General features: G+C 65.6%; 20 protein-coding genes and 1 pseudogene. 10 read left to right on the top strand and 11 right to left on the bottom strand.

All coding sequences use genetic code 11. The features are described from left to right. Positions 1 to 4: 4 nt before the first annotated feature. Positions 5 to 199 carry a DUF5999 family protein gene (locus ABZV34_RS26550; protein WP_356281498.1) on the bottom strand — a complete coding sequence of 65 codons (195 nt, stop codon included), beginning with the start codon at positions 197 to 199 and terminating at the stop codon, positions 5 to 7. Between the two features lie 243 nt (positions 200 to 442). Between ABZV34_RS26550 and ABZV34_RS26545 the strand changes: the two genes are divergently transcribed. Beyond that, positions 443 to 886, top strand: coding sequence for a DUF6299 family protein (locus tag ABZV34_RS26545; RefSeq protein WP_356281496.1), 444 nt, complete (start codon positions 443 to 445; stop codon positions 884 to 886). A gap of 258 nt (positions 887 to 1,144) precedes the next feature. Here the strand turns inward: ABZV34_RS26545 and ABZV34_RS26540 are convergent, their stop codons facing one another. Further along, entirely contained in the window at positions 1,145 to 2,059 is a 915-nt protein-coding gene (locus tag ABZV34_RS26540; protein ID WP_356281493.1) for a tyrosine-type recombinase/integrase, read from the bottom strand. 777 nt (positions 2,060 to 2,836) lie between these two features. Here ABZV34_RS26540 and ABZV34_RS26535 point away from each other — a divergent pair. Further along, a complete protein-coding gene (locus ABZV34_RS26535) occupies positions 2,837 to 3,070 on the top strand; it encodes a helix-turn-helix domain-containing protein (RefSeq protein WP_356281490.1) in 234 nt (77 codons plus the stop codon). A 276-nt stretch (positions 3,071 to 3,346) separates the two neighbouring features. On the opposite strand, the gene ABZV34_RS26530 is transcribed toward ABZV34_RS26535, so the two are convergent. Further along, on the bottom strand, positions 3,347 to 4,048 hold the full coding sequence (locus ABZV34_RS26530) for a 2'-5' RNA ligase family protein (RefSeq protein ID WP_356281488.1): 702 nt from the start codon (positions 4,046 to 4,048) through the stop codon (positions 3,347 to 3,349). After that, entirely contained in the window at positions 4,035 to 5,396 is a 1,362-nt protein-coding gene (locus ABZV34_RS26525; RefSeq protein ID WP_356281485.1) for a helix-turn-helix transcriptional regulator, read from the bottom strand. Before ABZV34_RS26525 ends, ABZV34_RS26530 begins: the two co-directional genes overlap by 14 nt. 350 nt (positions 5,397 to 5,746) lie before the next feature. Here ABZV34_RS26525 and ABZV34_RS26520 point away from each other — a divergent pair, with 350 nt between their 5' ends. From ABZV34_RS26520 to ABZV34_RS26490, 7 genes are all read left to right on the top strand, one after another. After that, positions 5,747 to 6,640, top strand: coding sequence for an aminoglycoside phosphotransferase family protein (locus tag ABZV34_RS26520; RefSeq protein ID WP_356281482.1), 894 nt, complete (start codon positions 5,747 to 5,749; stop codon positions 6,638 to 6,640). A gap of 78 nt (positions 6,641 to 6,718) precedes the next feature. Next, positions 6,719 to 7,969, top strand: a complete 1,251-nt coding sequence (locus ABZV34_RS26515) for a methionine adenosyltransferase (RefSeq protein ID WP_356281479.1) — start codon at positions 6,719 to 6,721, stop codon at positions 7,967 to 7,969. Further along, positions 7,969 to 8,892 carry an aminoglycoside phosphotransferase family protein gene (locus ABZV34_RS26510; RefSeq protein ID WP_356281476.1) on the top strand — a complete coding sequence of 308 codons (924 nt, stop codon included), beginning with the start codon at positions 7,969 to 7,971 and terminating at the stop codon, positions 8,890 to 8,892. The genes ABZV34_RS26515 and ABZV34_RS26510 overlap by 1 nt, the downstream gene beginning before the upstream one ends. Beyond that, positions 8,889 to 9,599 carry a histidine phosphatase family protein gene (locus tag ABZV34_RS26505; protein WP_356281473.1) on the top strand — a complete coding sequence of 237 codons (711 nt, stop codon included), beginning with the start codon at positions 8,889 to 8,891 and terminating at the stop codon, positions 9,597 to 9,599. The genes ABZV34_RS26510 and ABZV34_RS26505 overlap by 4 nt, the downstream gene beginning before the upstream one ends. After that, a complete protein-coding gene (serS, locus tag ABZV34_RS26500; RefSeq protein WP_356281470.1) occupies positions 9,592 to 10,884 on the top strand; it encodes a serine--tRNA ligase in 1,293 nt (430 codons plus the stop codon). Before ABZV34_RS26505 ends, serS begins: the two co-directional genes overlap by 8 nt. Position 10,885: 1 nt before the next feature. After that, a complete protein-coding gene (locus ABZV34_RS26495) occupies positions 10,886 to 11,908 on the top strand; it encodes a glycosyltransferase (RefSeq protein WP_356281467.1) in 1,023 nt (340 codons plus the stop codon). Then, positions 11,902 to 12,948 carry a hypothetical protein gene (locus tag ABZV34_RS26490; protein ID WP_356281464.1) on the top strand — a complete coding sequence of 349 codons (1,047 nt, stop codon included), beginning with the start codon at positions 11,902 to 11,904 and terminating at the stop codon, positions 12,946 to 12,948. The genes ABZV34_RS26495 and ABZV34_RS26490 overlap by 7 nt, the downstream gene beginning before the upstream one ends. Before the next feature lie 84 nt (positions 12,949 to 13,032). Here the strand turns inward: ABZV34_RS26490 and ABZV34_RS26485 are convergent, their stop codons facing one another. The 5 genes from ABZV34_RS26485 to ABZV34_RS26465 form a co-directional block, all read right to left on the bottom strand. Continuing rightward, positions 13,033 to 13,764, bottom strand: a complete 732-nt coding sequence (locus tag ABZV34_RS26485; protein ID WP_356281461.1) for an HAD hydrolase-like protein — start codon at positions 13,762 to 13,764, stop codon at positions 13,033 to 13,035. Then, positions 13,761 to 14,183, bottom strand: coding sequence for a hypothetical protein (locus ABZV34_RS26480; RefSeq protein WP_356281458.1), 423 nt, complete (start codon positions 14,181 to 14,183; stop codon positions 13,761 to 13,763). The genes ABZV34_RS26485 and ABZV34_RS26480 overlap by 4 nt, the downstream gene beginning before the upstream one ends. 120 nt (positions 14,184 to 14,303) lie before the next feature. After that, positions 14,304 to 15,488: a cytochrome P450 gene (locus ABZV34_RS26475; RefSeq protein WP_356281455.1), complete on the bottom strand. Its 1,185-nt coding sequence runs from the start codon at positions 15,486 to 15,488 to the stop codon at positions 14,304 to 14,306. Positions 15,489 to 15,492: 4 nt separating this feature from the next. Continuing rightward, on the bottom strand, positions 15,493 to 16,662 hold the full coding sequence (locus tag ABZV34_RS26470) for an MAB_1171c family putative transporter (RefSeq protein ID WP_356281595.1): 1,170 nt from the start codon (positions 16,660 to 16,662) through the stop codon (positions 15,493 to 15,495). 17 nt (positions 16,663 to 16,679) lie between these two features. Continuing rightward, entirely contained in the window at positions 16,680 to 17,225 is a 546-nt protein-coding gene (locus tag ABZV34_RS26465; RefSeq protein ID WP_356281452.1) for a regulator component, read from the bottom strand. 351 nt (positions 17,226 to 17,576) lie between these two features. Here ABZV34_RS26465 and ABZV34_RS26460 point away from each other — a divergent pair, with 351 nt between their 5' ends. Next, positions 17,577 to 18,419: a helix-turn-helix domain-containing protein gene (locus tag ABZV34_RS26460; RefSeq protein ID WP_356281449.1), complete on the top strand. Its 843-nt coding sequence runs from the start codon at positions 17,577 to 17,579 to the stop codon at positions 18,417 to 18,419. Positions 18,420 to 18,473: 54 nt separating this feature from the next. Here the strand turns inward: ABZV34_RS26460 and ABZV34_RS26455 are convergent, their stop codons facing one another. Together ABZV34_RS26455 and ABZV34_RS26450 are read right to left on the bottom strand one after the other, a co-directional pair. Further along, on the bottom strand, positions 18,474 to 19,043 hold the full coding sequence (locus ABZV34_RS26455) for an SMI1/KNR4 family protein (protein ID WP_356281592.1): 570 nt from the start codon (positions 19,041 to 19,043) through the stop codon (positions 18,474 to 18,476). Positions 19,044 to 19,146: 103 nt separating this feature from the next. Further along, positions 19,147 to 19,368: pseudogene (locus tag ABZV34_RS26450) on the bottom strand (transposase); the annotation flags it as partial. Between the last annotated feature and the right edge of the window lie 128 nt (positions 19,369 to 19,496).

The following is a 19,496-nucleotide window of genomic DNA, read 5'->3' as shown; positions in this document are numbered from 1 at the left end:
GTGATCAGGCGGCGACGGTGAGCCGCTCGGCGAACATCCGGTGCGGAGCGACCACGCTGCCGTCGGGGAGCAGCTCGCCGCTGTCGTCGAAGACGATCGCGCCGTTGCACAGCAGGCTCCACCCCTGCTCGTGGTGGGCCGACACCACGTGCGGAAGCCTGGAGTCCGCGGACGGGCACAGAGCCTGGTGGGAACACATGGCGCACCTCCACGTCGGATGCGATGAGTGCCTGCGGCGCTGTCGCCGCCTCGCATGTACTAGACCATGCTCCCGCGGCGAACTCATCGGAACAGCCGACCGAGAAGCGTGACAACACACGGACAACTCTCGGACGTTCCCATGACGCGTGGGGCGGACTCGCCACCAAAGGGGTGATGATCACCGCCCCGGGCGCACCGGGCCGGTACCTGTGGAGCCTTCCACGTTCCAGGAGGTACTTCCATGTCCTTGCGCCAGGTCATCGGCGCGGCCGCCGCCGCCGCGCTCCTGCTGCTCGTCCCGTCCGCCGTCGCCGCGTCCGCCGCCGGCCTGTCGGACCCGTACGAGACGGTCACCGTCGACAGCACCGGTCACCTCGCGGCGGACGGCACCATCACGCTCTCCGGCACCTACCGGTGTCTGACGGGTGCCGGCCCGGTGCTCGTGTCCTCGTCGGTGTGGCAGGGCGACTCCGGAGTGCGTCACGGCATCGGCGGCACCTCGGCCGTCTGCGACGGAGTGGCGCACCGCTGGACCAACTCCGAGAAGCGCGAACCCGGCACCCTCCGGCCGGGAGCCGCCCATGTCGAGGCCACGCTGATGGAGCTGAGCACCGGCGCGGGCGGCCTGCCGCTGCCGAAGTTCCACGCGGTGCGGCAGCAGGACATCACGTTCATGGAGAGCTGAGAGGCCACGCACCGGGGCCCGCCGGCCGACGCGCGAGCGTCCTCCGGCGGGCCCCGGTGCCGTGCGGCATACCCGGCGGGAATCACCGAGGTGCCGCCGTACCCCCTCCCGGTCCGCTGCGTCGCGGGTCAGGAAGAGACGCGTCGGCACTCGCGTATCAGATGTCCCGGAACTCCTATACAACGCATCTGACCTGCGTAAACGAATCCTTCGAAGATCATCTTGCACGGTTGTTGCACAAGCCGACCAGCGTAGGAGTCATGCGGCCCTCGTATAGGCGCTCCGGACCGCGATACGGATCTTGGAACCGGCCCCCACGACCCGGTGCACGTACTTACGCAGAGTGAACGCAGGATCGGCGTGTCCGAGTCGATCCGCGAGTGTGTACACGTCTACCCCGCCGTTGATCATCATCGTCGCGTACAGGTGTCGGAGGGCGTGCATCATCACGTCGCGGGACTTCTCCCAGCGCCGTCCCTGCGCGTCGGGGTCAAGGGGCTTGATGATGCCGGCTGCCGCCAGAGCAGGCTTCCATCGGTAGGAGTTGAACCAGTTCGACTGGATGGCGGTCTTCTCTCGGGTGTAGAAGATCAGCTTCACCGTGGCCGGGTCGCCGCCTTTGCTGCCCCACGGTCGGGTCACCTCGGCGGGTGGATATTTCTCCATGTGCTCACGCAGGGGGATGGCCACGTCGTCGGTCAGTTCGACCCACCGGTCCTTCGGGTCCTCGTCGTTCCCGCCCTTGGGGAGGGCGTATGCCAGGAACGAGCCGTCGTGGACTACTTGCCTTTGCACGTGCACCATCGGGCCGTCCGGATGTGCCCAGTCGATGTCGTCTGGTGACAGGCCGAATATTTCTCCTTGACGAAGGCCCAGGCCGCGACCGCAGTCGACGAGCGCCTTGTAGCGGTCGGGAAGTTCGGCGCGGATCTTGTCGGTGTCCTCCCATGTCAGGGTCAGCTCTGCCCGGCCGCCATCTCCTCGCTTCGGCTTGGCGTCCTGCACCGATTTGGCGAGGCACGGATTCTTCGGTATCAGGCTGTCGTCCACGGCCAGGTCAAAGACAGCCCGAAGATTGTCGAAGACCAGGCGCAGCGTGGAACTTTCGAGCAGCCGACGACGATCGTGCAGCCAGTCCAGCAAAGACGACGCGTTCACGTCCTTTACGCGCATCTTCCCAACTGCGGTAGGAACGATGTGTAGGTGAACCCGCTCCCTGTGGCGTCGGTATGTGCGCGGATTCTTGTGTTCGTGCCCCTTGAGCCATGTCAGGGCGAGTTCACAGACCCTGACCTCTCCGGCGCGAGGGTTGATGTATGACCCGTCGTCCACTCCGGACCGCATTTTGGTCTCGTGCCTGCGGGCTTCGGCCTCGGTGCGGAACAACTCCGTCTGCTGGACATCTTCCTGGTTACGCCAGCGAGCCTGCCACCGCTTCCCGGCCCCGTGATCCCTTGTCGGAACCTTCCCGTGTTCCCTGCAGGTCGACTCCCCGGCTTTTGGGCGTGACTTGTGCCAGCGGTCGTACGGCATGGACTCAACTCCTAGTTCTCAGTGGGCCTTCAGGTTTCTTTGTGAGTTCTCTCGCATCAGGCCGTCATCTACGGCGAGATCGTGTGCCCGTTCATCACGCCCTGAGCGAATTGGATGTTGATCCAGGCAAGCTAAAAATGTCAAACGCATTCTTGGGATCCTTGCGACAAAGGGTGCAGAGCGGCAGGGAGGATTTCACCTAGGCGAATTCTCGCTGAGGGTTCGGCGAGGGCTCGCCGAACCCTCGCCGAAGATTCTCCTGCTTCCTTCGAGGGTTCGAAAGAGGCGTAGGAATTTCGTCGAAAGTCCTTCTGTTTGGTCCGGCCGGAAATTCATGTAAACGTTCCGTGCACCACCACGGCGGACTACCGCTCACGTGGTTCTTTCCTGCCCGTTTCGAACCGTTTTGGAGTACCCATGCGTCGGACCACTGCCCGTGCGGAAGAAGCCGCCAGTGGCGCGCGGGGCCGTTGCCCCTTGATGAGCGCGGAGGAACTGGCCGACTTCCTGGGCGTACCTCTGAATACGGTCTACATATGGAATCACCGACACCAGGGTCCGCGAGCCCACAAGGTCGGCCGCTATCTGCGCTACCGCTGGCCGGAGGTAGAGGCATGGCTGGAAGCTCAAGCGGTGAATCGCGCGACCTGAGCGGCCAAGAGTGGCTGGTGCCCATGACCTTGGTAGGGCGACAGAACCCGGCGTACAGCCCGACTCGTCTGCCGCTACCTGCGGCTTTGCCTTGGAAGGGTCTCTGACCTGTGTCGGAGGTCCTTTTCGATCTTTCGGGGGGCTTGCCGTGTTAGGCGGCGAAAAGTCCCTCGGAAGTCCCTCGGACAGCGCTGAAAGTCCCTGAAAAGTCCCAGGAGCGGAGAGGCGGGGGACGCCTCTGAGCTGGTACGTCTGCGAAGGGTGCCGGGGATGCGATCAGTTCAGAGCCACTTGATCGATGGTGCGCCAGCGATAGGCGCGGTCTTCGCGACGCAGTTCGACCAGATCCAGGTGATCGACCGGGACGCCGACGCTGTCCATGTCGCGGAGCGGGCGGATCGCTTCCCGGACAACGCAGGCATCCGTGGGGCGGTTGCAGTACGCGATGCCGATGTGCGGCCGCAGCACCGCGGTCGGCTTCCGCAAAGGCAGCTGGCATTGCGCGGTGGTGGCGGACAGCTTGGAGTGGAGGTCGAGCACGGGAGTCCACGGGGCGATGCTGTAGCGGACCGCGCCGCGGGATGCGGTCATCGGTATGGCCTGGAGCCGGAACCTGCCTGTAGGTATCGCGGCTGTGGTGGCGAGCAGTGTGTCCAACTGCTCCAGCGAGACGTCGTCGGTGGTGCCGATCCGGCCGAGTGTCAGATGCAGACCGTCCGCGTCGATGGAGTCGAAGTTCAGGTTTCGGATCTTGTCTTGGCAGTGTCGAGCGTGCTCGGCGAGCGCCGAGTCGGCGGGGAAGCTGAGCATCCAGTAGTAGGCCCGCGTCGATGGAGTCCACCCAGCCCGGTCCCAGTGGTTACTCATCTCCTGCACCCGGTCGAAGGCCGCCCAGTCGTGTGCCGCGATGACCTCGGGGTCATCGACGCTCGGCGGCGGGGCGGTGGGAAACGCGCTGGGATCCTCAGTCAGCAGCACTCGGTGCCCTTCTCGTACGGCTATCGCTCATGCGTGCCATCTTGGCAAAGTTGGTCACCGCTCGGGTTAACGGGGTGGTGTGCCAAGTGCGTAGCGCCTCGGCGTAATCCCTGACGACAGGTAGCTGGTGCCACGATGCTGCACGGGTGTGGAGTTCACCGGCTCGCTGGATGACCGATCGGATCGGCGGGCCACCCCCGGCTTCGAGAACCTGCCTGCCGAGCACCATGGCCTGCTCCACATCCGGCTGAGGCCCTGCGAGCAGAGCAGTGGCCACGTCCAGGCGGACCAAGGCCCGGCTCCAGTCGGAGTTGGACTGCTCTATGAGTTCGTCGACCTGCTCTGCGTACTCGATGACGTCCCGTGTGTTGCCGAGGGCGACATGGGCGGTAGCGGCGTTCGCCAGGGTGCGGGCGATGCTGTACGGGGCGAAAGAGATGCACGGTGTCAGCCCGCCCGGGAGCCGGTGGTTACTGCTGAGGTCCTCGGCCTCTGCGATGGCCCTCTGCGCGCCCACGGCGTCGCCGAGCTTGCCGAGAGCACGTGCTCGGCCGTTAGCAAGCAGCCGGATCGCCTGCGCGTTGTCGCGATCGATGGCCAAGCCGGCATCGGCCCATTCGAGCGCCTGGTCGTAGAGGCCCGCGTAGTACGCGCCCAGAGAGCGGGTGCCAAAGATCCACATCATCAGTTCCAGGTCGTCGATCTCCTGGGCGAGCTGGAGGGCTTCGGTGCTGTAGGCCTCGGCGATGGCCTCGTGACCCGCGTTGACCGCCATGTAGCTGAGCAGGCCGGAGGCTTGGGCTGCAAGACGGAAGAGTTCTGCCCGCTGCCCAGGCGGCTGGCGCCCTTCCAACAGTGTCTGGATGAAATTACGCAACTCGGCAGCCGTGGGTGCGAGTTGGTGCGGACCATCGGCCTCGTAGCGGTCCACTATGGCGCCCACCTGTTGGGCCAGCACGGTCAAGGTGGTGGGGTCGGTGTTGGACGAGATGGTCGTGCTCAGGCGCCTCGCCACGTCGAGCGGGCTCTCCCAAGGTTCCCGGGCAGCTGTCTCGCGGACAGGTTCCGGGTGCCGGTGAGCTTCCTCGATCGGCTCGGGAGCGTTCCGAGCGAATAGCTGCGGCAGCGCGTGCGGCGGCACGGCCAGCCGCTCCAGCACGGTCACGATCTTGTCGAAGTTGGTCAGCCGCCTCGAACCGGACTCGAGAGCGGAGAGGAACGGCTGACTCAGGCCCGTGAGACGGGCCATCTCCTCTTGCCGTAAAGAGGCCAGCTTGCGCACGCGGGTGAGAGCCGTCCCAAAGTCGCCGTCCCGCAAGGCCATGACGACCTGCGCGTCCTGCCACACGTGTTTAGGCACCCGAACTGGGTCCGGCTCGGCGGCTGTCAGTAACCGGCTGCAAGGGGCACAGCGCGGCTCACGGTTGTACCGGCTCAGCACAAGCCCGCACCCCTCGCACCGTCTTGGTTTGCCTGCCACCGCTACCGCCGCCCCTCCATCGCCAGCTTCTTGCGGGCCTTCAAAAGTCTGATCACCCAAGTGATATCACCGCCGGAATGTGCGCTCAGCCGGTTCCTGCCACATCGTTGATGGCCACAGCCAGCACGCATTCCCTGGCCGCTGATCAACGCTCAGGTCGTAGCGGACCCCTGCCTGGAAAGGGCGAAGGTCAAGACCCCGGCTACAGGAGGTGACTTGTGCCCGACGTTGACACGACGATGCACGAGATCGAGCTCAAGCACGGTCCATTCGGCCAGGCGATCACGAAACCGTTCGCCAGAACGCGGCGGGCAGTCGACGAACGGTCTCTGCTCAAGGTCTACATGGGGATTGATCCCGAGGGCCGCCGTAAGCGGGAGGTGGAGTCAGTGCAGCGCGCTGCTCACTTGGGCCTGTCGGTCCCCGAGGTCCTGGCCACGGGCACGGGAGAGGACGGATCTTGGACGGTGTTCGGTATGTTGCCAGGCGTGCCCTGTGGGGTGCGTACCGGCCGGGCAATCGAGGGGTACCTCGGTCACGTTCTTAACCTGACCCACCGACTCCACCGGTCTTCGGCCAGTCTTGCACCCGGCCTCGGCTGGGAGAACCGTCACGGTCGCCTTGTGCCCCAACACCGCTTCCTGCTCGACCAGTTCTCTCCACGCTGCCGACTACGACCGTGGTGGGAGGCGTTGACCGAGGCCCTTCAACCGCTTGAATCGCATCCCGTTGTCCACCTGCATGGCGACCTCAAGCCCGAGCACCTCTTGCTCGACGACGACCGAGTGCACGTCGTGGACTGGGAAGCCAGCGCCCGAGGTCCCGCCGTCGTCGACTACACCGACGTGGTGTTCCATCTTGTACGTGACCTGCTGTACGAGGGCGTGCCACCCAAAGACGTCCCAGTCGGCCTCATGACCCGGTTACCGTTCAGCGGTCCTGTGCTGGCCTGGCGCTTGCTGCTCTGGCTCGATCGCCGTCGACCTGAGGACATCGACCTCGTCACGGCCTGCGAAGTCGGCCGCCTCACGGCCGAGGAGCAGGCTCCGGCTGCCTACGCGGCGTTGGCTCGGACCGTCTCACTCCTGCGTGCCGTCGGCGTACCTCGCTGATTCCTTCGCGCATCGCCCGTCCAGGCGTGCTGACGCCTGCGCTCATTCACCTTTCTGTCCCCCTGAACGGAGTTCGTGATGCCTCGTACGAGCACGATCATCAACAACAGTCACCTCGTCATCGACACCGCCATGGCCAAGCCGGATACGACGACCATCGTCGAGCGGAAGGGCCTCGGACACCCGGACACCCTGGCTGACCACCTCGCCGAGCGGCTGTCCCGTGCCTACAGCCACCACACCGTCGCGCGGTTTGGCGCCGTGCTTCACCACAACTTCGACAAGCTCGCCCTCCTCGGTGGGGGCAGCGAGGTCCGATACGGCGCCGGCAGGATGACAGCTCCGGTGCGTGTCCTGGTCAATGGGCGCGCAGCACCCATGTGCGGAGGCGAGAAGATCCCGGTCGAGGAGATCATCGAGACTGAGGTCAGGGCGTTCTTCGCCGAACGGCTCCCCGAGGTGTCGGACCACCTCGACATCGTCTTCAACATCACCAGCAACTCCAGCCCGGGCGCGGTCCTCACCGGCGACGGGGTCCCGGACCGTACACGCTGGTTCAATCCGCGCTCCGTCGATGACCTGCGGGAGCGGCGGGTGCGGCTGTCGAACGACACCTCACTGGGGACCGGCTGGGCTCCGGAGAACGCTTTCGAGTCGTTCGTCCGTGAACTGGTGAACCACTTCTCCGGCGAGGGCGTTTTCACTCGCGCCCATGCCTGGTGCGGGTCCGATGTCAAGCTCATGGGCTACTGGGACGGCGATCAGGCAGACGTCGTGCTGTGTGTTCCGCAGAAATCGCGCCACGTCGCCAGCCGGGTCGAATATGTCCGCAACGCGGAGAGCGTCCTGGCCGAGTGCCACCGGCTGGCGGGCCTTCGCCTGCCTGGTGCTCAGGCACGCTTCCGGCTCAACGCCCGCGACGTGCCGGAGAAGGACGAGTTGTACCTGACCTACACCGGAAGCTCGATCGAGTCGGGGGACGAGGGTGTCGTCGGGCGCGGCAACCGAGTCAACGGCCTGATCACGCCACTGCGTCCGATGAACCTTGAGGGAGCCAACGGCAAGAACCCCGTGTACCACGTCGGCAAGCTCTACAACATCGCCGCCCAGCGCCTGGCCGAGCGCCTGCACGAGAGCACGAACGGGCACGCGGAAGTGCACCTGGTCAGCACCACCGGGCAGCGCCTCGATCAGCCGTGGCGCATCCTGGTCCGCCTCTCGGCTCCCTACGCCGAGACCGACAAGGTGCAGGCCCTCGTAGCGGAGACACTGGGAGAGTTCCCGGCGCTGACCGACGAGTTGGTCTCCGACGGGATCGTGCTGAGCTGATGACGAAGCGGACGCTCGGAGAGATCCCCGCAGGGTGCCGACGGCGATTACTTGCGCACTACGGGCCTGCTGCCCAGCGGTGGCTCGATGCCGCCCCGGGGCGGCTGGCACGTGCGGCGGAACGCTGGAAGCTGTCGCTTGTGTCCTATCACGACGCCGGACACGCCTCGGTGATCGCGACGGCGACCTGCCTTGACGGGTGTCCGCTGCTCCTCAAGGCGTGGTTCGATCCCACCCGCTACCGCCGTGAGGTGGACGCGCTACGACTCTGGTCCGGCGGACCGACAGTCGGCGTCGTGGAAGCCGCGGACGACCTGGCTGTCGCCGCACTCGAACTCGTCGGAGGACAACCCGGTGGCGCGGAGTGGCCGAGGCGGGAGATTCAGATGGTGGCTGCGGCCCTCCAGGGGCTGCATGTCTTTGGGCAGCGCAGGCGCCGGCCGGAGAGTCTGCCGCGCCTCGCTGACTACCTCGCGCAGGAAATCCGGCCCCGGATCGAATGGCGGCTACAGAAACTCGATCTCGGCGGCTGGCGCTCCCTGGTCGAAGCCGGGCGCCCTGCTGCCGACCTGGAGAAGGGCCCCCGCCGGGTGACGGTGCTGCACGCGGACCTGTATCGGGAGAACGTGCTGTTCGACCGGCCGGGTCACCCCCGGCTGATCGATCCGCTTCCCATGGTGGGTGACCCGGCGTTCGACTGGGCGTTCTGGACCGTCTACTACGACCTGGGGCGCGGTACCGACAGGCGACTGGCCACCGCCTCACGCGTCTCCCGGATTCCCGTCCCGGTGCTCGCACCCTGGTGCCGTCTCCTGGGCGTCGACGGCCTCCTTTTCTACGTGGAGTCTCGCGACCCACGAGCGGCCCTTATGGCGGAAGTGCTCACCCACCTCTTGGCATCAGACTCTTGGAGCGGATCGTGACGACGTACATCCTCCGCCATGGCCAAACGGACTACAGCAGGCGGCACCTCGTCAACGGCGACCCATCCCAACCCATCCGCCTGACCGAGGAGGGGCGGCAATCGCTGAGCTTGAGCCGCTCCACTCTCCCCCTCCACACCGTACGGACGTGGCTGACCAGCGAATTCCCGCGTGCCCAGCAGACAGCTTCTCTACTGATAGATGTGTCGGCGGCGGACCTGGTCATCGATCCTCGGTTGAACGAACTCGACTATGGAGAGTTCGAGGGCCGCCCGTTCCTGGAGTACGCGGTCTGGCTTGACGGCCAGGGTCCGGGAGAGCGGCCGGCGGGTGGCACTGAATCACAGCGCGACGGCATTCGGAGGATGCTCACGGGAGTCCTGGCGGCCCTGGAGCACCCAGGTCCCCGTGTCCTCGTAGGCCACGGCCTTCTGGTCTCCGTACTCCTCTGGCACCAGTGCCGATCGTCGAAGGAGACCATGCCGCTCTTTTTCCCGGAGGCGCCGTACGTCGAGCCGATCGCTATACCCGACGACGAACTGCCTGACTGGTGCACGGCGCTGCTGAGCGATCTTGACAGAGATGTTCCCGGAGGTCGCGTCGACCGCCGTGGCGTGGACATATTCCGGATCGACGAGGGCTCGGCGCTTGCTACCGTCGATTCCGTATCCCACCCGCCGGATCAAAAGGATCTTCCTCATGCATGATGCCCGCGCCCTAATCGAAATGGGTGCCGAAGCGGTTCGTCGGCTCGCTCGCCGCGGCTACTCTCTGGACCTGTCCGAGCTGGAGTCCCTCCAGTCTCGTCGCAACCAGAACATCCGTTCGGCTGACGAGCTGCGGGCTGAGTCCAAGCGGGTGGCGAGCGAGGTCCAGCAGACGGCCAAGCAAGGTGGTGACATCTCCAAGCTGAAGGATCGGGCTCGCGAGCTGAAGGAGCAGATCCGGGACATCGAGACCGGTCAGAGCCAGATCGAGGAGCAGCTTCGCGACCTCCTCCTCAGCATCCCGAACCTGCCGGACGAAGCGGCCCCAGACGGCGATTCCGAGGACTTCGCGGTCGAGGTCCGACGGGTCGGTACTCCGCCGGCCTTCCCGTTCGAGCCGAAGGACCACGTTGACCTCGGCGAGGGCATGGGGATCCTCGACTTCGCGCGGGCTACGAAGCTGTCCGGCCCCCGCTTCGCGGTCTCGCGAGGCGTCGGGGCAGCCCTGGAGCGTGCCCTAGCCACGCTCTTCCTCGATCTGCACACTCGTCGGCACGGGTACATCGAGCACGCCGTCCCGTACCTGGTCACCCGCAAGACGATGACCGGCACTGGGCAGCTGCCGAAGTTCGAGGAGGACCTGTTCAAGACCGGCGTCGCCGACCGTGAGCTGTTCCTGATCCCGACCGCCGAGGTGCCGCTGACCAACCTCTACGCCGACGAGATCATCCCTCCGGCCGAGCTGCCGCTGGCGCTCACCGCGCACACGCCGTGCTTCCGGTCCGAAGCAGGCTCGTACGGTCGTGACACCCGGGGCCTGATCCGCCAGCACCAGTTCGCCAAGGTCGAGATCGTCCAGATGGTCGACCCGGTTGACGCGGACGCAACGCTGGAGACGATGGTCGGCCACGCCGAGGCGTGCCTGAAGGAACTCGGCCTCGTCTACCGCGTCGTCAAGCTGGCCGCCGGTGACACGGGCTTCTCAGCCCAGCTCACGTACGACATCGAGGTCTGGATCCCGAGCCAGAACACGTACCGCGAGATCTCCTCGATCTCCAACTTCGGCACCTTCCAGGCCCGCCGGGCCAACATCCGGACCCGTGGCGACGACGGCAAGCCCAAGCTCGTCGCCACCCTCAACGGCTCCGGCCTCCCCGTCGGCCGCACCCTGGCCGCTCTCCTTGAGCAGTGCCAGCAACAGGACGGCTCCGCCGTCCTGCCCGAATCTCTCGTCCCGTACCTCGGCTTCCGCCGTATCTTGGCGGACGGAACACCGGAGGCATAACGTGCTCGTCGGCGTCTGCGACTTCCCCAGTAGCTACGCTTTTCCACCCGCCGGTTACGGCGGGATCGAACGATGGCTGTGGGCGGTCGCCGTAGGCGCCCGAGCCGCAGGCGCCGACGTACACCTCCTCGGGCCGGGCTGGCTCACGAACCTGGAGAACGACTGGGTTCGTCGGCCGGTCCGCCTGGAGGACACCACCACCGGGTCGCTCGCCTCGCGCGATCTCCGCAGCACCGGATACGACCTCCTGGTCGTGGGGCACGAATACCCGTCGCTGCCGGCCTGGACGCGTACCTGGAACGACCTGGACTGCGACGTTGCCACGTTCCAGCACTCGCCCGTCTTCGAGCACGCCGATGCGGCCTTCGACGGCAAACGGTCACGGCTCTACTGCTACTCGCCTGAGATGGTCGAGCGGTACGCAGACCACCAGCCGATCCCTGAACTCGCTGTACACCTCGGCTTGGACGAGGAAGAGCCGTCGGCCGTCGCCGGTGACGACCTCGTGTGGCTTGGCCGCATAGACGAGGAAAAGGCGCCCCACATCGCTGTCCGAGCCGCCCAGATCCTCGGCGGCCGGATACAAATCGTCGGCCCCGTCTTCGACCAAGCGTATGTACAACGCCACGGACGCCTCTTCAGCGCGGACCACGTGAAGTGGGCCGGTGAACTCGGCGGTCCCGCCAAGACCGCCGCCATCCGTGACGCCTCCGTCTTCGTCTACACCTACGCCCGTACGTACGTGGAGGCCGGCGCTGCCGTTTTCGGCGAGTCCCTCCGCACCGGCACCCCTATGGCTGCGCTCACATGGCGCGAGGGGACCTGCGCCGAGGCGGCCCTGTGCGAACGGACAGGCGTGATTACGGTGGCCGATCCCGACGAGGACGACGAAACCGCTGCGGAGCTTCTCGCCCTCGCGATTGAGCAGGCCGAAGACCTCAACCACACGGAGGTCCAAGAGATCGGAATGCATCGCTTCGATCCGGCCCGCCACTTTTCGGCGATGTCAACTCGGCCGTGCTGAAGGGCGGCCTCAGAGAGCTTGCGCCCGGTCCGCCGACCGATACAGAGGGCCGCTTACCTGCGGTCCTGCGCCAAGCTCTGGGACCCCACTGGGAGTTCACCATCGCCGACGGGCGGATTGCAATCGAGCACGCCCACAGAGGCTCGCCGTACCGTCCGCCCCGCCAAGCCCCGTCGTGGGAGGGACTGCTGGCGGAACTGAAGGCAAGTTTCGCCGCCCAGGGCGTCCCGCAGGACGCCTGCCTGCCACTTCGGTGGGGCCGCGAGACCGAGCTGACGATCTCGGCCGTCCAAGCCCTCGACCCCCTCCTCAAAGATGGGCGTCCCCTGACCTACCGCAGCGGCTTCCTGCCTCAGCCTGTTGTCCGTTTCACCGGGCAACGCGACGCATCGGGCGACCTCCGGGATGGATTTCTGACCTCGTTCGTCAACGTTTCCCGTGTCCAGCCAATTCAGCGCATGGACGAATACGGTGTGATCCTGGATGGCTGGCTCAGCGTGCTGTCGCGATTGGGTTTCCACGCGCGCCACATCAGCGTCCAAGGAAAGCTGGCAGCATGGCGACGTCGCCAAGTCGAAGGCGTCACCCTTCGCTTCAACCACCTCGACCTGTCTCTCGGCGACATCGTCCTTCTATGGAACGCCGACAACCCAGCGCGAATGGCGGTAGACCTCGGCACCGGATTGGAGCGGTTGGCCTGGGCACGTACGCGGCTGGGGTGGATGGACCTCGTCTTCGGCAGGTTCGCGCCCTTGGCGCCCCCACCGACTCTGGACGCCGTCCGCACCGCCACTCTCCTCCTTGCGCACGGCATCCGTCCCGCCGCGCGAGGGGCTGGCGGAATCACACGCCGGGTGATCGGAACGATCGACCCTGATTCGGCGAGGTTGGGTGTCAGCTCCCTGGTTCGCGCCTCGTATCGCTATTGGCGACTGTTCGGTGAGCCGAATGTCCCATGGCCAGCCGTGGCCATGGCGATTGAGGAGGAGCTCGGCATCTCCCTCTCTGTCAAAGTAGATCGAGTCAGGCATACTGGATGATTTATTGAGTCGAGAGCGGAGACGCGAGTGCCGGTATCACTCATGTAATACGGGCAGTTGAGGCATCCTGACGGGCAGCTGCCATCAGTTGCGGCCGTGGGTCGTTTTGACGATCGCGTCCAGGAGCCGTGGGACGTCTTCGAGACTGTCGAGGACCACGTCGGCTCCGGCCGTGGAGAGTTCGGCGGCGGTGGTCTTGCCGGATGCGACGCCAATCACAGGAGCACCGCCTTCAAGCCCGGTACGGACGTCTTCGAGGGAATCTCCGATGATGACCGTGTTGGAGCGGCTGAAGGCGGTGGTTCCGTACTTGGCCTGAGCTCGCTCCTGTGCGACGGCGACGAGAGCTGGGCGGTGTTCGTCGTCCGAGGAGTATCCGCCGATCTCCGTGTCAAGGAACCCGTCGAGGTGGAATGCTCCGAGCTTCAGCAGTGCGTTGGGCTTGAGGTTTCCCGTGACGACGGTAGGAACGCAGCCTGGTTGTGCGTGTACGGCCTTGAGCGCGTCCACGGCGCCAGGCAGGAGCACGCCTCGCTCACGAAGGTCGTCGACGTGCGCGGCGAGACGCCGCGGTAGGAGTTCCACCATGCGCGGCACCAGGCCGGGGACGTCTGCCTCGGGGACGCCGTTGTCCAGGAGCAGGGACCGAATCGCGAGGGGCATGGTGACGCCGGTGCCGCGGGCTGGAAGGTGTTCCACGGGACGTCCGACGATCTCCGTGAAGGTCTCCCGGTACACCTGCCGGTCGATGCCACCGACGTACAGCAGGGTGCGGTCGATGTCCCACAGCACGAGAATCTGCCTGGCGTCGGTCAAGTTCGGCTCCCTGCTGCTGCCATGGCGGCGCGTCGCTCCAGTACGTCTTGAGCGTACGGGCTGTGGGCGACGGGGCGGAGTTGTTGGATCATGCTCGTGACGTGACTGTCGAACCGTGCCGACTGAAGATTCTCGGCGAGGTCGAGGACCTCGTGTGCCGTGGTGCAGCCGGCTTCGAGGTCGCCCTGCTCGATGTGGGCGGTTGCGGCTCGGGAGAGGAACAGACCCCTGGTGCGGTTGTCCGCCGGGTTGAGTGCCTTCCGGGCCTTCGTGAAGCTGGCGACGGCGCTGCGGGCGTCGCCGAGGAATCTTGGAGGCCAGCCACGCGCGGGGCCTGCGCCTCTACACGGAACGGCGTCAACACCCACGGCTCCGCGGCACTTTTCGGTGCCGCGGTCGACGAGCAGCTTGTACGGCACTGGCTGCGTGAAGCGACGGCAGATGTCGTACCCCTGACGCCCCTGCCGTTCACCTCCACCTGCTTCGTACGGAGTGGGCCTCAGGTCGAGCACATCCCATCCCGGAATTCCCCGCCGACCTCATGACGAGGTCAGGACGGGCAATGAGGCCAGTCCGCGCACAAGGCGGGTGCGCCGCCAGTCCAGTTGATCAGGCGATACGGCAAGCCGGATCCCAGGGAAGCGGGACAGGATCGCGCGCAGGGCGATGTCGGCTTCGGCTCTGGCGAGGGGAGCGCCGACGCAGCGATGGATGCCGTGGCCGAAGCTGAGGTGGCCGGCGGCTTCCCGGTCCAGATTGAGCTGGTCCGGCAAGGGGAATCGCTCCGGGTCTCGGTTGGCGGCTCCAAGAGCGACCATTACCGGGACACCGGCGGGGATCTCGGTGCCGCCGAGCGTGACGGCTTCCGTGGTGAATCGGAAAGTGGCCGTGCTGACGGGCGAGTCGAAGCGAAGCAACTCGTCCAGCGAGGCAGGGATGTCCTCCGGGTTGATGCGTAGGCGCTCCAGCTCGGCTGGGTGCTGGAGGAGCGCCAGGGCGGCGTTGCCGAGGAAGTTGGTTGTGGTCTCATGTCCGGCGACGAGCAGCAGCACGGCCAGGGAGACCAACTCCTCTTCGCTGAGGTGGTCGTTGCCATCGCGCGCTGAGATGAGGCGGTCGAGGAGTGAATCACCGGGCTGCAGGCGCTTGGTGGCGATGAGGCCGGTCATGTAGTCGGCCACGGCGTGCGAGGCCGCGTCGATGAGGTCGGGCTTCCCGGCGGCGAACAACTCGGCGGACCAGCGCTGGACCTCGGGCCGGTCGACCTCTGGGACCCCCAGCAGTTCGCAGATCACGATGACCGGTAGGGGCACCGCCAGACCGGCGAGGAGGTCGACCTGCTCGCCGACGGGCCACTGGTCCAGCAGCGCGTCGGTCACCTGGGCGATGAACGGCCGCAGCTCGGCGACAGCGCCCGTCGTGAAGGCATTGGTCACCAGCTTGCGCAGGCGGGTGTGCTGGGGTGGATCGCTGGCCAGCATGTTGTGTGCGACCGCAGGGTGCAGACGGCGCCGCGACCCCTTGTCGGCGAAGAAGGCGGCCGTGTTCTTCGAGAGCCGCGGGTCGCTGAGGGCTTGTCGGGCCTCCGCGTATCCGGTGACCAGGTAGCTGCTGTGCCCGCTTGAGCCGGTGGGAACGGCCTGCACGGGGCACGCAGAGCGCATGGCCGCGTAGGTGGGATAAGGGTCGCGCACGAAGCGAGGGTCTTGGGTCGGGTTGTCCATGCTGTCAGGCTCCAACTGGTTCCGGGTGGCCGTCGTTGGCGACACGCGCTGGGACACGGTGCACGTAGGCATCGGTGACCTGTAGAAGCCATTGCGTGTCCGCGCGGAGGTCCTTCCGCGAAGCGGCGTCCACTGTCGACGGCGCAGCGACCTCGTCGACGAGGCGGCCGCCCTGCAGCGCGGCCAGTGCTGCCTTGACGACAGCGGCCTCGATGATCGCGGCACCCTTATCTGTTCCGGCGTCGACAGTTCGCTGGGCGGCCTCCTGGACGAGCTGGGAGCGGTAGGTCCGAAGGGCAAGGATGCCGTCGCTGATCTCGATGACACGCCGTTGAAGGCGAAAGTCGGAGTCGTTCGCCGCCTCCTCGTCGAGGCCCCCTGATGGCAGAACGATTTCTGGCATCGCGGCCGAGAGGTCCTGCCAGAGAGGGCCGAGCGCGTTGAAGGAGCGCACCTCCCAGCGGTGGAGGCGGGTCTGACTGATCGGATAGACCACGGCGGGCAGTGTGAGGCCGAGGCAGATCAGCAGCACGGCGAGCGCGGGAGAGGTCACGCTGAAGAAGCAGGGCGAGGTGACCAGCGAGGAGCACTGCGCGTGGTCGGGTATGAGGTGAAGGCCCAAGCTCAGAGAGAAGAGGACCGTGAGCTTGTACGTGGCGTAGACCAAGGCGAACGCGCAGCCCGCCGCTGCCATCCGGAGACCGATCCGAACGCTGCTTCTGCGGGTTGACTTCGACTGCCGCACGGCCTGCCGCAGAAAGTCGACGATGGCGAAGCCCAGGTAGGAGATGAAGAGGAGCAGGTAGAGCGCGTACACCTGCGGGGAACGGTGCGTCATCTGCTCGTACACGAACAACACCGTCATGCCGAAGACCGAGGCGGCGAGGAGGACGAGGCGCAGGCGGATGCGGCGCCGCGCCTCCGCAGGTTGCAGATTGACCTGGAAAGAGACAGCGAGAACCGAGGTGGCAGCCGACAGAGAGGCAGAGTTGCTCAGGAGCCGAGCCACGTGCGGCACGACTGCCTCAACCGCGTTCTCGAACAGCGGCGCGTAGGAGGCGAAGGCCAGGGCGAACGAGGCGAGGAGAGCACCCATGGCCCACGTTCCGGCGGGGCGAGGTGCGCCCCGACCGAGGACCCAGTAGCCGGCAGTTGCTGTGAGCAGGCAGACCATGCCGAGAAAGAGGGCATTCATCGTGAGAGGAATCGACCTTTCTTGATGGGCTGGGCGAAGAGTGCATCCCAGCTATCCGATCCTTTTTCGGGTTGACGGGAAGGGGATTCGCGTTCGCGGTAGATGCGCTGGCGAATGATGGTCGCCATCAACTCCGCTTCGCGTTCGTCGGCCGTCGAGTAGCTTGTGCGCCCCGACATGCGCATCACCAGCGTGGGATTCACTCCGAGGGAATGTGCCGTTTCGGCGTCGACCTCTAGGCTCCCTGGATGGTCGCAGTACACGTGGCACAGCTCATGCGTGAGAATGTGCCGCTGGTGATGCACGGAAGTCCCCTCCTCGTAATAGAGAAGATCGGCCTCCGGCAGCTCTAGACGTATACCGCACGGTGCGTCGATCGAGCCGAGCGTGCTCAGAGGTTTCAGGACTATTGGCTTCCCGCGAAGCGCGGCTACCGCTTCGCGCAATTCGCGTGTGCTGAAGCGATGCGGCAGGCGCAACCGGTCGACCTTCTCTTCACACGATTCACGCAGTCGACTCTCGTCGATTTCTGGCCAGGGCATGGCAATCTCCCCTCAGCCTGGGCTGAGCAACAACTTGCTCGTGAGCGATGTCAGGAGGATGCCAAGAGCAGGGGGGAAGTCACGCTTCGTGGAAGTGGCAGTTCCGATTACGGATGGTGACGTTCTCAGGGTGTGGGGTCGGAGGGCCCGGCTCGCGTACCTTCTCGATCCTGGGCCCGCGCTCGCTACTTCCCGGTGATCTCAAGACGTTGCAGGTGTCGCCAAATTTGCTTGAATAGGCGACTATCTGTTACGTCCGACTACGCTGAATGACGATTTCATGATCCTTTGATAGTCGATTAGGGCGGGTTGTGGGCCATGTCACGTGACCCAGTGATCTAATCTCACGTCATGGAATCCCGGGGTGGGCAGGGCGACAGTGGCGAGCCCGAAGGCGAATCCTTGTCTGAGCTGCTGCGTTCGTGGCGCGGCCGGTCGGATCCTCGTGCGTTCCCGGGCCTGGCAGTGCCAGGCCGGCGGAGTGTCGGCCTGTCGCAGCGTGAGGTGGCTCGCCTGACGGGTGTGAGTGAGCGCTGGTACAGCTCCTTGGAGCGGGGCAACGAAGCCAACTACTCGGCAGACTTCCTCGACCGCTTGTCATCCGTCCTGCAACTGAGCCGCGCTGAACGTCGCGCCCTGTACTTGAGGGCCATCGGGCGACCGCCGGCCCTTGCGGCCGTACCGGAGGCGGGTTCTGTCGCCGAAATGGACGAGGTGCTCCAGCAATTCCTCGATAACCAGTCGCCTAATCCGGCCTACGTATCGGACCTGGCGTGGAATGTGATCGGACACAACGAGCCCCTGCGGGAATGGTTCCCCTGGGCTGCCCATCAGGCCAACCTCGTACGATGGGCATTTCTCAACCAGGAAGCCCGCGAGCAGCTTGTCAACTGGCGGGAAGACTGGGCCCGGCCCTACTTGGGGCAGATTCGCTACGCGAGAGCCCATTATCCGGAAAGTGCAGCCCTGCTGCGTCTGGAGCGCGACATCCTCGCGGGATCGCCGGACGCGCAGGAAATGTGGGGTCGCCGCGAGGTCTACGAACACCCTGATGGTGACCTGCGCAAGCTCAGATTGCCGTACCACCGAGGCCAGGAAGTTCCTGTCCGCATCATCGCCTTGCGGCCCATGCGCAGTGACCGGATTCGCGTGATCGTGCTGATGGAAGCCCCCGGAGATGCCACGAGCGGCTAATCGGCCTAAGAAGTGATCTCATTAGGTGGCTGCTGAGACTGGAGCGGTGGTCGCTCACATGTCGCGGTCTGGGCCGTACCAAGGTTCGGTGCGTTCGCCAGCGGACATCGGAAGGCGCTCCAACTTCACGGGGCCGGGGTAAAAGGCTGCACTGTTGGGCCCGCTCATGTCCTCGCCGATGAGATAGCGGTAGAGCCATTCCGCGAAGCTCATGCGGTGCTCTGCCCAGGTTTCGTCATAGCTCACCAGGAGCCTCGGGGCCTCAGGGGCAGCGAGAAGGAAGATGGTCTCGCCTCGGTCGGTGCTCGCGATCGGCCACAGCCCATTGCGGGTGCCAAAGCTCAGCTCGCCGAGTCCGAAGAGCTGGCGAGGGTCCTCGTCCGGGTCGAGGTGGAGGTCGTCCCACGGCACATCGGACCACGCTTTGATGGTGCTGCGGATGTTTTGGCCCAGGTTCCACCGTTCGGTCGCCGGGTGGGAGAGGTACAGGTGCCCGTTGATCTGGATGGGGGCGAACGCGTCCACGAGGGCCCTGTAGTCGGGCGGAAGTTCTATGCCGAGCTCTGCGTGCAGACGCTCCCACGCAACTGGGTCCGCGTAGCGGTTCTGGGCCGGGCCGAGCATCTCCAACACGGCAGCCAGGTAGTCAGTCGTGAGTTCCTCGACGGTGTGTCCGCAGTGCGGCCCACCGCGTTGGGCCGCACCCTCTAGACCCGTACTCTACGGATCACGTCGAGGTGATGACCTTCGCAAGTCTGCGGTAGCAGATCAGAGCGGCAGCGATGCCGGCGAAGGCGAGGAAGTGTCCTGCCTTGCGTTCGTAGCGACGGTGCAGACGGCGGCACCCGGCAAGCCAGGCGACCGTCCGCTCCACAGTCCAGCGATGACGGCCCAGGCGCTGGGAGGACTCGATGCCCTTGCGCGCGATGCGCGGGGTGATGTTCCGTGAGGGCAGCCACCGGCGCAGGTGATCGTAGTCGTACGGGCGTTACCCCTTGATCGTGGACACCCTGATCATTGGATCGTGAGGATCCGAAGAACAGGAGTTCCCATTGGGGACGTCGAAGTACTCGCCTG

Origin of the sequence: Streptomyces sp. NPDC005195, assembly GCF_040608315.1 — a bacterium.
Taxonomy (GTDB): domain Bacteria; phylum Actinomycetota; class Actinomycetes; order Streptomycetales; family Streptomycetaceae; genus Streptomyces; species Streptomyces kaempferi.
This window is presented reverse-complemented; position numbering and strand designations above follow the sequence as displayed.